The following is a 14,218-nucleotide window of genomic DNA, read 5'->3' as shown; positions in this document are numbered from 1 at the left end:
GAGCACCTTTTTGAATACAATAATTATATTAATCATTGTTAAATGATTTTTCCCATTCTTCGACAGAGTTGAAAGATTCAACTTTTCCGTTTTCTGCGTCTCGTTTTGCATTTAAAGCTTCGGATGAATCCAAGAAGTTTATATATTTTACTTCGTCATTTGCTGCTTTAATTAAAGTAAGATTGATATATTCTGAAACAGTCAGCCCTTGTTTTTCCAAATTAAGTTTCGCATTCTCAACTAATTCTTCAGTTACAGTTGTGGAAATAGTTCTAATTTTTTCAGTGTCATCAAACATAATGTTCCTCCGTATTATAAATAATGTGTGAAAACTATTCTTCATAATCGGCAGTCTATTGCTGATCTTCCCACCACTGATTAACCGAATGAAGGCTTTCTGACTTATTGGGACCCATAACATGTGTCGTTTTCAGAATAGAAAATAACTCTGACTCATTATTAGCAGCTTTACTTAACGATTGGCGGACATACTCAGAAACAGATGCGCCATGACCGGTTAGATTACGCTTAGCGGCAGTCAAAATATTATTTGGAACTCGAATTGAAATAACTTTATAATCCTTGTTACTAGACACAGTAAATCCCCCCAATAATATATATACCTAATTTTGATACAAAAAAACGGGCTTGAGTTTATCGAAGTCCGTCTATTTATAATGCTTAATTTATACCTCATTAGGTTATTGATAAATCAATTTTATCATTATATCAATCTATTGAAAGTAATCTTATGTAATTTAATCGTTATTGACCGACAACTAGTTATTTAATAATCATCATTAAAATAGGCACTACGACCAAACTTGCCAAAGTTGTCTCTGTAACCATGATGGCGGCGTAATCTGAGTCAGCATGGTAAAGTCTTGCAACAACAGGGGCATTAGTCATAACTGGCATTGCCGATTGAATGATGAAGACTTGTTTCATTAGTGATGGACCGGGGATGAATAAGAATAATCCGGCCATAACTAGAGGAGCAGCGATGAATCTTCCAAAGAGAATTCCCAAATTGTCCTTATGAAAGCTGACATTGGTTAGGCCAGCATGGGCAATCGATATACCAATAAACAGCATTGACAATGGGATAGTTAGATTACCTAGGTATTGGAAATCTGACATGACGAATCCAGGTAAGTTGACATTCAACAATACCAAAATGAGTCCAATGATGAATCCCAATAAAGGTGGTGAGAATAATTTTCCCAATGTTTTCTTTAAACTAAAATCACCTTTATGTTCACCATCTACTTGGATCAAGTAAGTACCTAAGGTCCAGAAGAAAGTTGTATTTGCCATGTAATAAACTAAAACGTATGGCAAACTCTTCGTCCCAAATAGTGCCATGTTGACTGGCAAACCAACGAAGACTGTGTTGGAGTTAAAGAACATTGATGAGAACAAGCCCTTATGTTTTGGATTAACGTGTAATATTTTAATCATCAAAATAGAGATACCAATTAAAATTGTCATCGACAAAACGGGTATCACTAAGTCTGGCAAAAGTTTTATTAACTTTGAGGCGGTAAAATCGTGTGTGATCGTGTAGATCATATAGGTAGGTAAAGCTACTTGGGTAACCAACTTAGCGATTAAGCTCGTAGCTTCATCAGAGAACCAACCACGTCGGGCCAAAACGTAACCAACTGCGATCAGTCCAATGATGATTAATATTCCTTGAACACTCTGGACAAATATTCCCATATAAAGGACGGCTCCTTAACTAAATATATGTCTCTATGTTACGCTTTTGAATCGACAAATAACAAAGTTTTTAATGAAATTCTAATATTTATATATAAAAACGTCTACATAGAAATATTTCTGTGTAGACGTTTGATTTAATTTTGTTTGGATTTATGTTTTTCGCGGCCTTCTTTAATGAAGTATATTAAGGTCATTAATAGCAAGAAGACAACACCTATTGTTAATGAAACAGTTGTTTCTGGATTGAGGAACATGAATATCAAAATTATGAATAGAGCTATGATTGATAAATAATTGCTCATCGGATAAAACGGCATTTTAAATGGATGGTCTTTCATTCTATCTTTGTTCAGTCGTCTAAAGTGCAATTCACTGAACAAGATTACAAACCAAGGTACCATACCAGGGAGAACACTGGAACTGTATACAACCACGAAGACATCGCTTGGTGTGTGGAAGAATACTGGTAGCAGGAAGTTTAAAATCAAACCGATCAGAATACCTAGTGAAATTGTAATAACTGGCACATAAGGTACACCGTGTTTTGAAAGTTTTGTGAATGACTTAGGCAAGTTCTTTTGTAGACCTAATGTATAAAGCATACGGCTAGCACTGAACATACCTGAATTACATCCAGAAAGTGCAGCTGTCAAAACAACGAAGTTAATGATTTCAGCAGCGAAGGTGATTCCTACTTTAGCAAAAGTTTCAGTAAATGGTGAACCCATTGTTCCCAATTTATTCCATGGGTAAATTGAAACAATCACGAAAATAGCACCGATATAGAAAATCAGGATTCTACCAACGATTGTTCTGATAGCATGGACGATACTGCTTTGAGGATTTTCAGCCTCACCAGCAGTGATACCAATAACTTCGATACCTTGATAAGATGCGACAACTATGGAAAGTGCGAAGATGAATCCCTTTAGACCGCCGGTAAAGAATCCTCCATTTGTCCAGAGGTTACTGATTCCAACGGGATGACCGCCGTTACCAACACCAAATAAAATAACCAATAATCCCATGATTATCATGAAAATTATCGTAACAACTTTGATCAATGAGAACCAGAATTCCAATTCCCCATAGGCTTTTACGGAGGTTAAGTTAGCAACACATAACGTCGCCACGACGACAACACCAACAATCCATTGCGGCAAATTAGGCCACCAGAATTCCAAGTAGGTCCCCACGGCGATAACTTCACTAATACCAACGACTAGCCATTGGAAGACGTTACTCCAGGCGGTCAAATATCCAATAACAGGATGGATATATTCAGATCCAAATTTTGCGAATGAGCCTGTTGAAGGGTCAGTGTAAATCATTTCTCCTAGCGCCCGCATAACCATATACAATATTAGTCCGGCAATGGCGTAAGCAACTAGTACGGATGGTCCAGTCCACTTGATTGTTGAAGCAGATCCCATAAAGAGACCGACACCAATAGTTCCACCAAGTGCAATCATTTGCATTTGTCTGGAAGACAGACTTCTATTTAGTTCTTTTTCCTCCAAGGAAATATGCCACCTTTCATAAAACAATATTTGTTCATTTATAATAAACAGTCGTGTTTAGTTCATGGGCTAATGATACTATAAAAGCTTCTTAAAAGCTTCTAATTGGTAGAAATATTAGAAGAATATTAAAATTACTTTGTTTAACAATTATGATCAATTAGGGTATTTGTGTAACCTCTTACTGTATTGACGAGACAGAGTTTTAAGAATAATTTTTGGGAAAATCTATAACCAATAGTCATGGACTATTAAATAGCATAATTATTTGGTATAACCGATGACTTGTCTTATAGTTGACTCGAAGGTGTTTAATACAATTGATGAAGTGGATTAATTTATAAAGGACGGTCAAATAATGTACGATTTTGAACATACAATCGATCGAAGTAAAACAGATTCTGTGAAATGGGATATAGCCGATAATGAGTTGCCAATGTGGGTCGCCGATATGGATTTTCAAGTGGCACCTGAGATAGTTGAGGCAATCAAAAATAAAGCAGATCAAGCTGTATTTGGTTATGAAGAGCCACATGCTGATTACTTTAATGCTGTTGCTGAATGGTATGAAACTGAGCATCACTTTAGACCAAAAACAGATTGGATGATGTTCGTAACTGGAGTTGTACCAGCCATTTCTTCTATTGTGAGAAGAATTAGTTCAGTTGGTGATAACGTCTTGGTTCAGGCACCGGTATATAATATTTTTTACAACTCGATAGTAAATAATGGTCGCCATGTACTTTCGAATGATTTAGTTTTTGATGATGGGAAGTATCATATCGATTTTGCAGATTTGGAGAGAAAATTATCTGATCCATTAACAACCTTGATGATCCTCTGCAATCCTCATAACCCTGTTGGCAAAATTTGGTCAAGGGATGATTTGAGCAAAATTGCTGAGCTATGCAATAAGCACAATGTAAAATTATTGAGCGATGAGATTCATGGTGACATTACTTTCAACGAGGATGGTTATACACCGGTATTTTCACTTCCAGAAGACTTGATACAGAATGTCATGGTCACTGTTTCACCAAGCAAGACTTTTAACGTGGCGGCGTTACATGCTGCAACAATTATTGTTCCTAATGAAAATTTGCGAAATCAAGTTAATCGTGGAATTAATTCTGAGGAATTGGCCGAGCCTAATTCGTTTGCAATTCCAGCTACTATAGCTGCATATACAAAGGGCCATGATTGGTTGAAAGCATTAAAACAGCAATTAATGACAAATCGTACGCTAGTTGAAGATTTTTTGAAATCTGAATTACCTGAAACTAAGTTGATTAAATCTGATGCAACGTATCTGTTGTGGATCGATACTAAAAATATTTCTGATGATTCTGAAGAATTAGCTAACTTCATTCGCAAGGAAACTGGTTTATATTTGTCTGCAGGAAGTGTATACGGTGGAGATGGAACGGATTTTCTAAGAATGAATATTGCGTGTCCTGAATCAAGTGTGCGAAATGGTTTGAGCAGATTGAAAAAAGGAATTGAATTATTTTTAAAGAAATAGCCTTGACAATTTTTCAAATCGAAGTAAACTAATCGTAATTTAATTAAATAAATTCTAATTTAGGCGTTGAAGAGAAGAGTAGATAGTTCATTAACCGATAAAGCGACTACCGATAGTGAAAGGGTAGCGGTGAAATACTATTGAACATGAGCTCTGAGTCTTATTTTCAGTGTAAGCTGAAATTACGCAAGGATGCGATATCATCCCGGACTTACTACAGATTTTGTAAATGAGTCGTTGAGGTAGATTTATATCTACGAATTGGGGTGGTACCACGACCACATCGTCCCCATGTTGGCATAATGCTGACATGGGGACTTTTTTTGTCTCAAAATTTTGAAAGGAGTAGCAGAATATGACGGTTTTTAAATTAAATGGATTAACTAAGAATAAATTAACAGATTATCGTATTAAGCCAGAGGCATCGGTTTTGGTTTTGAATATTATGCCTAACAAAGTTGTTACGGAGAATCAAATCAGTCAGTTGTTTTCCGACATTGAAACGCCAGTCGCTGTTACTTTCATGTATCCAAGATCACATAATTGGCAACATGGTGACCAGCAAGATTTGGCATATCATTACGTGACGTTGGATGCAGTTCGAGAGCAATATTTTGATGGATTGATTGTTACAGGGGCCCCTTTAGAAAAACTTGAGTTCACGGATGTGGATTTCTGGGATGAATTTTTGGAAATACGGGAATGGAGCAGAACGCATACTAAATATCAATTGTTTACTTGTTGGGGCGCACAGGCTGCACTATTCACGGATTTTAATTTACCTAAGATAAACGTTGACAAGAAAATATTTGGTGTATTCGAAAATCAATTGAGTGACACTGAATTACCGAGTGGTTTTCGAATGCCTCAGTCTCGTTTCAGCAAAGTTGATTCAAGGATTGCTGGCGAGACTCCTAACTTGGAAATCCTTGGAGACAATAGTGTTAGTGGACCATTTTTCTTACGGTCAAAGGCTCAAAATAGTCTTTACGTTATGGGACATCCGGAGTATCAGGCGGACACTTTGGGGAACGAATACTACCGTGATTTACATAAAGGGACGCCAGTCGATCTACCACATAATTTATCGGTCGAGCATCCTGAAGAATCCTATGAACGTTGGCATAAGAACAGTATTTATTTATATCAAACATGGATAAACGAAATTTTGGAGGAAAAAAATTATGAGCGAAAACAATTACAAATTTGAAACTTTACAAGTACACGCAGGACAAACTGTTGATGAAACTGGATCACGTGCTGTTCCGATTTATCAAACAACTTCATACGTATTCAAGGATCCACAACAAGCGGCTGACAGGTTTGCACTACGCGACCCTGGAAATATTTATACTCGACTAACTAACCCTACAAATTCAGTCTTTGAACAACGTATCGCTGAATTGGAAAACGGAACTGGCGGTGTTGCCTTATCAACTGGTGCTGCAGCAATTACAGCTGCTATCGAAAATATTGCTAGTGAGGGTGACGAGATCGTTTCAGCATCAACTCTTTATGGTGGAACTTATAATTTATTCAATGTCACTTTACCTAAGTTAGGAATCAAAACTCATTTCGTAAATTCTGATGATCCTGAGAATTTTGAAAAAGAAATCAATGATCATACTAAGGCATTATATTTGGAAAGTATTGGTAACCCTGACATCAACTTAGCTGACCTTCCAGCAATTGCTAAAATTGCTCATAAGCATGGCATCTTGTTGATTGTAGATAATACTTTTGCCACGCCATACCTATACAGGCCATTAGATTTTGGTGCCGACATCGTTGTTGAATCAGCCACGAAATTCATTGGCGGACATGGAACTACCATGGGTGGAACGATTGTTGAGAATGGTAAATTTGACTATAAGGCATCCGGCAGATATCCAGAATTTACAACGCCAGATCCACAATATAACGGCTTAGTCTTCGCTGATTTAGGTGGCGGTGCTTTTACGACTAAAGTACGAGCTGAAGTTTTACGTGATACTGGTGGTGCAATCAGTCCATTCAATTCATTCCTATTACTACAAGGATTGGAGACATTGTCACTGCGTTTGGAAAGACACGTTTCAAATACTAGAAAAGTGATTGAATTCTTGAATAACCATCCAAAGGTTGCTTGGATCAAGTATCCAGAATTGCCAGACAGTCCATACAATGATTTAGCAAAACGTGATTTTCCAAAAGGGGTTGGCTCAATTTTCACGATTGGATTGACTGGTGGCGAAGAAGCCGGTAAATCATTGATCACGAAATTGAATATCTTCTCATTGTTGGCTAACGTTGGGGATGCGAAATCATTGATTATTCATCCTGCATCGACAACTCACGCACAATTGAATGAAGAAGAATTACGTGCTACCGGAATCACACCAGACTTGATACGTATTTCCATCGGTATCGAAAACGCTGATGACTTAATTGCTGATTTGTCACAAGCTTTGGATCAAGTTTAATATAAATAAAAAAAGCGAACAAAAGTTCGTTTCTTTTGATGGAAATAAGTATATATATGATATGGTATATTCAGACTTTGAAGTAGACTTAATTAACCTACGGAAAAGTTTAGTAAGTAAATGAATGATATCACCCCTCAATCAGTTAGCTGCTTACGGAGGTGATCATCACGAAAAAATTAAAATGAAAAGGTTGGATAGACTATAGAAATAGTCGTCTGTATCTGGATATTGTCAGAGGCATATTTAAACTATGTTAAAGCAATCCAGATACAAAAAAATCTAGACCAAAAGGACTAGATTTTTTCCACCATCATTCTAAGCTTACGTTTGAGGTCACTGGTCGCACCCAGTGGCTTCTTTTCTTTTATATAGTAACTGATATTTATGTTTATTTCAAACTGTTAGTAATACAAGTTCTACTGAATTTTGACTTTAAATTTACATTTACAACGTATTAATAAGTGGTTCTTGTTGTTAATATACTACTACCTAAGTATAATATGAGTATAAAAGCTACGTGGAGGTAATTATGATTAATAAACAATCACAAAAAAAGGCTAGAATTCAAGTCCAAGTTGATCAAGACTTGAAGGATAGTGCAGAAGAGGTTTTAAATGATCTTGGCATGAACTCTACAACTGCTATCAATGTTTTATTTAAGCGAATAGTTGCCACCGAATCTTTTCCAGTCAACCTTTCTTTAACTGAAAAGGAGAAAGCAACAAGAGAATTACAAAAATCAATTTCAAAGATTCCAGTAAGAAAAATACAAACTGATGAAGATGTAAGTAAGTGGCTAGACGAGACTTCTGATGATGAATAGTAATGACTTAATCATTTTATATGTTGCGTTTGCTAACAGTACATCTGGTAAAAGAAGACCAGTTTTGATTATTCAAAATTCTGAAAACAATGTGTTGTTTTTTAGGATTACATCCAAATTTGCCACGAAATCAAAATATTTTCAAAGCAAATATTATAGAATTAGAGAATGGAAATCAGCGGGTCTAAAAAAGGTATCGTATATAGACACTAGCGAAGTAATTGAATTCTCATTAGGAAAAATTCAAAAGATATACAAGATTGGTGAATTAAGTACGGGTGATATTAAAGGACTAAATGAATTCATTAAGAAAGGGTCCTAAACAAAAGGGCGACTGCAATAATATGCGGTCGCCCTTTGACATTGTTTTTATGTTTATTTCAAACTGTTTAATAATTAAGAATTCCCACTGGTTCTAATGAATCTTTAAAATCATAAAATTTAAATGTAACTCCAGGTAAATCCAAGAACTCAATATTGCTAATAGTATTTGATAAATCTAAATAGATTTCACTTTTAGTAACTTTGGAAATGGCGTCTTGTGATAACTTTGACACTTCTGCGAATAGGCCAGATAGGTTAACAAGTCTTTCGTCCAGTAATGTCTGCCTGATTTTTGTATCTGTGGAGTATTTTTGCATCAATTGATTATTCAATTCGGGATCATTCTCATCAGTAAGATTTTTGAACCAGTCGGCAACGAACAATCTATTTTCACTTTGAAAAACAACTGCTCGTTGATTCATTCCTGTTTCTCTTGAAGAATTTTCAATTACCCAGTTATAGCAGTAAATGAAAGTTTTTGCTTCTTTAGTATTCATAAGATAATTCCTCCTTATGAATAAACTATATTCTTCCTAGAGATTTATTTGTATTTATTGAATTTGAAAAATTATTTCTCTGAATCAAATACTTCTGGATGTTGGGCTATTAACTTATTGTAATAATTTGAGTAAGTGATTCCGTAGTAAGGTAGAATCCAGATATAGCCAATTCCTGAACTCATGTTACCTAAGATAAACCAGCCAATGAAACTTAAATTAAGTACGAAATATTCCCATTTGTGTCCACGCATCAATCTTCTACTCATCGTTATATATGAAATGAGACTGTATTTTTTAGCTTCATCTTCACCGCGACTTTGGACATCTTTATATAGAAAGAATGCTTGAGAATATGAAAACATTTTGATGATACCAGGAATAATTAGTAAAATTGACCAGAATATTACAAACATTGTTTGAAAAAACATAATTACGACTAATTGCCACCATGCTGTTTTCTTGAAACAACTGAAACTACTTTTTACTGGGTTAAATGACATTTCTGGATTTCTTATCCAATCTAAACCTGTAAATAAGATTGAATTTTGAAGTAACATTATTAGAGCTGAAAAAATAAACACTAGCAAGAACATTAAAATGGTCCATGCTCCGTGAACGGATTGTCCTAATGAGTAACCGAAACCGACGTATCCGAATTCCGGTGAAGATGGTGACACGCTGTTAGGTTGAACAAAAGTTAATGTCACTAAAAAGATAATCCCCAATATTAAGGGCACCAATGTGAGAAGGATACCTTTTTTCCAATTTCCTTCTAGTAAAGATTGAACCTCTTTTTTTATTTCAGCTCGATTTATTATTGTATCCATATTGATAAAATTTCCCCTTATTCTTTCCCTTGATTATTTCTTGGTTTGATAACGATCAAAACTATATCTACAAAAAAGTTGATGATATTAACATATGAATTAGATAACGATTGAAATACGAGTCCCCATTCGGATTTTTTGTTATCGCTTTGATGTTTTTCTAAATAATCAAGTTTCAAAAGTTGGTTGTTATAAGCAGTGAAAAGTATAGTTATAATCAAGTAAATAATAATAAAAAACACGAGTATCAATGAAGCCAGTGTAGAAACGAGTATTAGTGGTGTAATGAATAATAACGCAATAACGGCTTCTGCAATTAGAAATGGAAGTCTGGTTGAATCTGAATGTGTCAGGGCAGTAAAGAACGCGAACATAGCATTGACCCAAAACACCATTTCCATGGCGACTAGAGAACTCAAGATAAGGTACGACGTCATCGCATTGTTAAAACTTTCGAACAAGAGAACTGTAATTGGGAATAGCATGAGTATCCATCCAATCACGGCCATTAAAAGGCTGTCTTTTGATTTTGAAAGATACATTAATGCGATACTAATGACTAGCAAAATGTATGTGGACATGCCATAGTTGGCAGTCAAAAAATCCATTAGTGGAAGTTCAAGACCTTCCCTAAATGATATATAAGTAAAAAATGAAATGAGTCCAAGAACCATTTGTACGATAGTTAAAACTGAATAAAATTTGGCCAGGTGTAGTGAGAATGCATGATTTTCCTCACGTGATGGTTGAAATTTCATCATTTTGTTAATAAAGCCAAACTTTTCAGTATAGGCGTGATCCTTTTTTCCAAAGCCTTTTGCGAGCTCTGAATATGTATTAAACGTTGAATCTGACATATATATTATTGTCTCCCCTCGTGACATAAAAATTATTATATTATATGATTTATTTTATATTCAACATAAATCTAAATTTATAAGTAAAAAACGGTAAATAGTTTTGCGTTAAATCTTCAAAATGTGGGGAAAGCATAATGACAAAATTTTATATTGTCTTTGTCGTAGTTTGTATAATTCTTGGTAGGATCCAACAGAAATATACTGACAAGGATTATCGGAAATTTAAAGCTATGGTTAAATTTGCAAAAGGAAATGAGCCGGCAATCAAAGAGAAACTTATTTCTCAAGATATAGATAACAATATTACTTCGATTCAATTGAATTATCCGAAAACATTCAAGAAGCCACATGAAGTTTACGCAATTCCCGGATATGTTAATAATGATAAGAAATTGTCGTTTGAAGCTAATTTTGAAAAAAGTGAGCAGGGTGAAATAGTTTTGGATGATTATTCAATCAGTTTGGTTTTGAATAATTTGTTGAAGGATGAAGTTCGAACATTTTAGTTAGAGACAGATCGATTATTTTCAATTTATGGATTTGACACTAGGCGCAAAAAAAGATTAACAAACAATTTTGTTTGTTAATCTTTTTTGAGTTTAGTATGGTCTTAAATCTTTATATTTTTCTTTATCACTTTTAAAAATGTTCTCAGATTTTGGAATAAAGATTAAACTGCCATCATATGTTTTGGAAGCAATGTATTCAATACCTTCTTTAACATCAAACTTAGATGGTATTTCAATAAACAATTTGTTCTTTTGACGAGTAGTTTTCATATGGCATCTCCTCTTGTATGCGTTAAGAGTACCACCAAAACCTGTAATAAGCAGTTAAATTACGAGATTATTCTTCTAACTCACCAACAACATCATTATCTTCATCATCGACTTTTTTAGTTGGATGATTCTTAGCAAAGTAAATTATTGTCATAACGATCAAGAAGACGACTCCGACCATCAATGAGATTGTTGTTTCGGGATTCAAGAACATGAAAATAAGAATTATAAACAATGCAATGATTGATAAGTAGTTACTAATTGGGAACCAAGGCATTTTGAAGGGATGATCTGCCATTTTATCTTTATTGATTTTTCTAAACTTCAATTCACTGAATAAAATGACAAACCAAGGTACCATTCCTGGTAAAACACTGGAACTATACACGATAACGAAAACGTTACTTGATGTATGTAGGAGTACTGGCAATGAATAATTTAATATTAATCCTAACAAAATACCGATAGATATTGTCAAAACTGGAACCACGGGAACGCCATGTTTTGAAAGTTTAACGAATGATTTTGGTAAATGGTGTTCCAATCCTAATGTGTACAACATACGGCTGGAACTGAAGATTCCGGAGTTACATCCTGACATTGCGGCTGTCAACATAACGAAGTTGATGATCATGGCAGCTGCTGTGATACCAACTTTGGCAAATGTTTCAACGAAAGGTGAACCCATTGTTCCTAGCTTGTTCCAAGGATAGATTGAAACGATAACAAAGATTGCTCCAATATAGAAAATCAAGATTCTACCAACAATTGAACGGATGGCTCTAACAATATTCTTTTGTGGATCTTCAGCTTCACCGGCTGTGATACCGATAACTTCGATTCCTTGATAGGAAGCGACGACGATCGATAACGCGAATATGAATCCTTTGATACCACCTGTGAAGAAACCTCCGTTAGTCCAAAGGTTGCTGATACCAATTGGGTGTCCATGATTACCGACACCGAAGATAATTACTAATAGACCGAAAATGATCATCATAATGATTGTGACAACTTTGATCAAAGCAAACCAGAATTCCAATTCACCATATGCTTTAACTGAAGTTAGATTGGCAATACAGAGTGTAACGACGACAACAACGCCGGCGATCCATTCTGGCATATTTGGCCACCAGAAGTGTAGGTAAGTACCAACGGCAATAACCTCACTGATACCAACGACTAGATATTGGAAAACATTGCTCCAAGCAGTCAAATACCCAACTACCGGATGAATATATTCTCGTCCATATTTGGCAAAGGAGCCAGTAGATGGATCGACATATAACATCTCACCCAAGGCACGCATAACCATGTACAAAATAAGTCCCGCAAGTCCATAAGCAAGTAAAACTGAAGGACCTGTCCATTTGATTGTTGAAGCTGAACCCATAAATAGACCGACACCAATAGTTCCCCCGAGTGCGATCATCTGCATTTGTCTAGAAGATAAACTTCTACGTAGTGTTTCTTTAGCCATAAAAAACGTTCCCCTCAAAACGTGTTCACTATTTGTGAACATCTGTATAAGTATTGGGTTCTATATTACACTTTTGAACTTATAATTCAAATAATATTTAAAAAGTTTTTAATTGGTCACTAATCAACGTTTCAATAATTTATGAACATATTGAGTAAAAATACTGTCAGATTAAACCTCATGCTATGATTTTTACATAACAAATTGTGGGGATCAGGGATGAATAAAATATTTAAGGCAGGTGTGGTTGCAGGTTCAGTTGCAACATTTTTTGTGTTGGCTGGTTGTGGTAGTCAGTCGTTAGAAAAACAGGATCCAGCTTGGTCAATGTCGACCAAAGTGGATGATAATCATGATGATGAAAAAGTTAAGGAAATAAAACTAGCAGATAAAGGTTCACTTCATAAAAAGAAAAACAAAGAAAGTAAGATCAAGATAAAAAGTTTGTCAGAAGCTAAAAGTTTAGTATCAAACGTTGTAGGTATGAGTACTGAAAATAATGAAGCCTATACAGGTGCCAAAAAAGGCAGTAAATATTATGTGTATATTGGCCAGGCGAGTGTCAGTGAACCCTATGTCGTGAAGAAGAATGGCGATATTGTCGACAAAAATAATGTGCTGAAATACACCTTTGCTCAAGCATCGGTTGCTACTGTTACCAATCCCGATGGCTGGGGAAAATAATTCTTTGAGAATATAAATTTATTTGTTATCTTATTTAATAGAAGATTTCAGGGGGATTTATATGAAGGATTTTAAAGCAGAACACCTTAACAACCGCATTATTTCTTGGGTTGTTGGTGTTGTAATGGGAGTAGTGATACTTGGCGGAGGAGCATTCTTTGCTGTTTCGTCATATATGGTGCGACCAAACCCAGATAACATCATGACTTATTGTGGGAAAACAAAGAATGTCGATGAGGATATTTTATATACAGCATCATTAGCAGCACTAAAGTATGATCTTTCTGGTGATAAAGTTATTTTCAATAAGTTAAAAACAAGTAATATTCTGTATGTGGTCAGAGATAATCAAAATAATAGTGAAGTATTCAGGTACAAGGGCCGTAATGTATACATGATCAAGCAAGTCGTTGGCTATAAAGAAAGTGGCAAGCAACGGTATAATTTTCTAGCTGTCGGTATCAAGAAAAACAAAAATGGCAAGGTATTCAAAGAACGGGTAATAAGTGACAAATATTTTGATGATAGATCAGTTGAAAATGCCAAAGGTTATACGTTAAGGCAATACGGTAAACTTTCAAATCAAAATACAAAGGGTAAAACTTCAGCATCATAAAAAGACGCCATTATATATGACGCCTTTTTTGTTTACTCAAAAATTTAAGTATTTATTTTCGATATTTTAGGTAAAGTTTAACTAATATATTGT

General features: G+C 35.1%; 17 protein-coding genes. 8 read left to right on the top strand and 9 right to left on the bottom strand.

All coding sequences use genetic code 11. The annotated features are described in order from the left end of the window. Positions 1–28: 28 nt before the first annotated feature. The 4 genes from EKM63_RS04825 to EKM63_RS04810 form a co-directional block, all read right to left on the bottom strand. Positions 29–298, bottom strand: coding sequence for a RelB (locus EKM63_RS04825; protein ID WP_125704282.1), 270 nt, complete (start codon positions 296–298; stop codon positions 29–31). A 55-nt stretch (positions 299–353) separates the two neighbouring features. Then, complete coding sequence (locus EKM63_RS04820; protein WP_125704280.1) at positions 354–596, bottom strand: RelB; 243 nt, start codon at positions 594–596, stop codon at positions 354–356. 187 nt (positions 597–783) lie between these two features. Further along, on the bottom strand, positions 784–1,722 hold the full coding sequence (locus EKM63_RS04815; protein WP_125704278.1) for an AEC family transporter: 939 nt from the start codon (positions 1,720–1,722) through the stop codon (positions 784–786). A gap of 137 nt (positions 1,723–1,859) precedes the next feature. Continuing rightward, the gene (locus tag EKM63_RS04810) at positions 1,860–3,245 is read right to left on the bottom strand and encodes an amino acid permease (RefSeq protein WP_172968624.1); all 1,386 of its coding nucleotides are present in this window, start codon (positions 3,243–3,245) and stop codon (positions 1,860–1,862) included. Positions 3,246–3,603: 358 nt separating this feature from the next. Here EKM63_RS04810 and EKM63_RS04805 point away from each other — a divergent pair, with 358 nt between their 5' ends. The 5 genes from EKM63_RS04805 to EKM63_RS11590 all read left to right on the top strand — a co-directional run bounded on the left by EKM63_RS04805 (position 3,604) and on the right by EKM63_RS11590 (position 8,377). Next, positions 3,604–4,767: a MalY/PatB family protein gene (locus EKM63_RS04805; protein WP_125704276.1), complete on the top strand. Its 1,164-nt coding sequence runs from the start codon at positions 3,604–3,606 to the stop codon at positions 4,765–4,767. Between the two features lie 355 nt (positions 4,768–5,122). Continuing rightward, on the top strand, positions 5,123–5,977 hold the full coding sequence (locus EKM63_RS04800) for a homoserine O-acetyltransferase/O-succinyltransferase family protein (RefSeq protein WP_125704274.1): 855 nt from the start codon (positions 5,123–5,125) through the stop codon (positions 5,975–5,977). Further along, positions 5,952–7,229, top strand: coding sequence for an O-acetylhomoserine aminocarboxypropyltransferase/cysteine synthase family protein (locus EKM63_RS04795; protein WP_125704272.1), 1,278 nt, complete (start codon positions 5,952–5,954; stop codon positions 7,227–7,229). The genes EKM63_RS04800 and EKM63_RS04795 overlap by 26 nt, the downstream gene beginning before the upstream one ends. A 532-nt stretch (positions 7,230–7,761) precedes the next feature. After that, positions 7,762–8,055 (top strand): type II toxin-antitoxin system RelB/DinJ family antitoxin, encoded by a 294-nt coding sequence (locus EKM63_RS04790; RefSeq protein WP_125704270.1) that lies wholly within the window; start codon positions 7,762–7,764, stop codon positions 8,053–8,055. Then, positions 8,045–8,377 carry a type II toxin-antitoxin system PemK/MazF family toxin gene (locus EKM63_RS11590; RefSeq protein ID WP_125704268.1) on the top strand — a complete coding sequence of 111 codons (333 nt, stop codon included), beginning with the start codon at positions 8,045–8,047 and terminating at the stop codon, positions 8,375–8,377. The genes EKM63_RS04790 and EKM63_RS11590 overlap by 11 nt, the downstream gene beginning before the upstream one ends. 67 nt (positions 8,378–8,444) lie before the next feature. Here EKM63_RS11590 and EKM63_RS04780 read toward each other — a convergent pair whose 3' ends face one another. The 3 genes from EKM63_RS04780 to EKM63_RS04770 form a co-directional block, all read right to left on the bottom strand. Next, positions 8,445–8,876, bottom strand: coding sequence for a hypothetical protein (locus EKM63_RS04780; protein ID WP_125704267.1), 432 nt, complete (start codon positions 8,874–8,876; stop codon positions 8,445–8,447). A gap of 71 nt (positions 8,877–8,947) precedes the next feature. After that, the gene (locus EKM63_RS04775; RefSeq protein ID WP_164504908.1) at positions 8,948–9,586 is read right to left on the bottom strand and encodes a DUF975 family protein; all 639 of its coding nucleotides are present in this window, start codon (positions 9,584–9,586) and stop codon (positions 8,948–8,950) included. Positions 9,587–9,723: 137 nt separating this feature from the next. Beyond that, entirely contained in the window at positions 9,724–10,563 is an 840-nt protein-coding gene (locus EKM63_RS04770; protein ID WP_125704263.1) for a hypothetical protein, read from the bottom strand. Positions 10,564–10,700: 137 nt separating this feature from the next. Here EKM63_RS04770 and EKM63_RS04765 point away from each other — a divergent pair, with 137 nt between their 5' ends. Further along, positions 10,701–11,072: a hypothetical protein gene (locus EKM63_RS04765; RefSeq protein WP_125704261.1), complete on the top strand. Its 372-nt coding sequence runs from the start codon at positions 10,701–10,703 to the stop codon at positions 11,070–11,072. Positions 11,073–11,165: 93 nt separating this feature from the next. On the opposite strand, the gene mazE is transcribed toward EKM63_RS04765, so the two are convergent. Together mazE and EKM63_RS04755 are read right to left on the bottom strand one after the other, a co-directional pair. Continuing rightward, positions 11,166–11,345 carry a type II toxin-antitoxin system PemI/MazE family antitoxin gene (mazE, locus tag EKM63_RS04760; RefSeq protein ID WP_125704259.1) on the bottom strand — a complete coding sequence of 60 codons (180 nt, stop codon included), beginning with the start codon at positions 11,343–11,345 and terminating at the stop codon, positions 11,166–11,168. A 67-nt stretch (positions 11,346–11,412) separates the two neighbouring features. Further along, the gene (locus EKM63_RS04755; RefSeq protein ID WP_125704257.1) at positions 11,413–12,825 is read right to left on the bottom strand and encodes an amino acid permease; all 1,413 of its coding nucleotides are present in this window, start codon (positions 12,823–12,825) and stop codon (positions 11,413–11,415) included. A gap of 219 nt (positions 12,826–13,044) precedes the next feature. Between EKM63_RS04755 and EKM63_RS04750 the strand changes: the two genes are divergently transcribed. After that, on the top strand, positions 13,045–13,509 hold the full coding sequence (locus tag EKM63_RS04750) for a hypothetical protein (RefSeq protein ID WP_125704255.1): 465 nt from the start codon (positions 13,045–13,047) through the stop codon (positions 13,507–13,509). A 61-nt stretch (positions 13,510–13,570) separates the two neighbouring features. Next, entirely contained in the window at positions 13,571–14,125 is a 555-nt protein-coding gene (locus EKM63_RS04745) for a hypothetical protein (protein ID WP_125704253.1), read from the top strand. The last annotated feature ends 93 nt before the right edge of the window (positions 14,126–14,218 follow it).

It is taken from the genome of Companilactobacillus mishanensis (assembly GCF_003946505.1).
Lineage (GTDB): Bacteria > Bacillota > Bacilli > Lactobacillales > Lactobacillaceae > Companilactobacillus > Companilactobacillus mishanensis.
Note: the sequence above shows the minus strand (reverse complement) of the source record. Positions and strands in the feature narration are given on the sequence as shown.

Coding starts and splice junctions, on each gene's coding strand:
- EKM63_RS04825 (WP_125704282.1), bottom strand. CDS start 298: ATGTTTGATGACACTGAAAAAATTAGAACTATTTCCACAACTGTAACT.
- EKM63_RS04815 (WP_125704278.1), bottom strand. CDS start 1,722: ATGGGAATATTTGTCCAGAGTGTTCAAGGAATATTAATCATCATTGGA.
- EKM63_RS04805 (WP_125704276.1), top strand. CDS start 3,604: ATGTACGATTTTGAACATACAATCGATCGAAGTAAAACAGATTCTGTG.
- EKM63_RS04800 (WP_125704274.1), top strand. CDS start 5,123: ATGACGGTTTTTAAATTAAATGGATTAACTAAGAATAAATTAACAGAT.
- EKM63_RS04795 (WP_125704272.1), top strand. CDS start 5,952: ATGAGCGAAAACAATTACAAATTTGAAACTTTACAAGTACACGCAGGA.
- EKM63_RS04790 (WP_125704270.1), top strand. CDS start 7,762: ATGATTAATAAACAATCACAAAAAAAGGCTAGAATTCAAGTCCAAGTT.
- EKM63_RS11590 (WP_125704268.1), top strand. CDS start 8,045: ATGATGAATAGTAATGACTTAATCATTTTATATGTTGCGTTTGCTAAC.
- EKM63_RS04780 (WP_125704267.1), bottom strand. CDS start 8,876: ATGAATACTAAAGAAGCAAAAACTTTCATTTACTGCTATAACTGGGTA.
- EKM63_RS04770 (WP_125704263.1), bottom strand. CDS start 10,563: ATGTCAGATTCAACGTTTAATACATATTCAGAGCTCGCAAAAGGCTTT.
- EKM63_RS04765 (WP_125704261.1), top strand. CDS start 10,701: ATGACAAAATTTTATATTGTCTTTGTCGTAGTTTGTATAATTCTTGGT.
- mazE (WP_125704259.1), bottom strand. CDS start 11,345: ATGAAAACTACTCGTCAAAAGAACAAATTGTTTATTGAAATACCATCT.
- EKM63_RS04755 (WP_125704257.1), bottom strand. CDS start 12,825: ATGGCTAAAGAAACACTACGTAGAAGTTTATCTTCTAGACAAATGCAG.
- EKM63_RS04750 (WP_125704255.1), top strand. CDS start 13,045: ATGAATAAAATATTTAAGGCAGGTGTGGTTGCAGGTTCAGTTGCAACA.
- EKM63_RS04745 (WP_125704253.1), top strand. CDS start 13,571: ATGAAGGATTTTAAAGCAGAACACCTTAACAACCGCATTATTTCTTGG.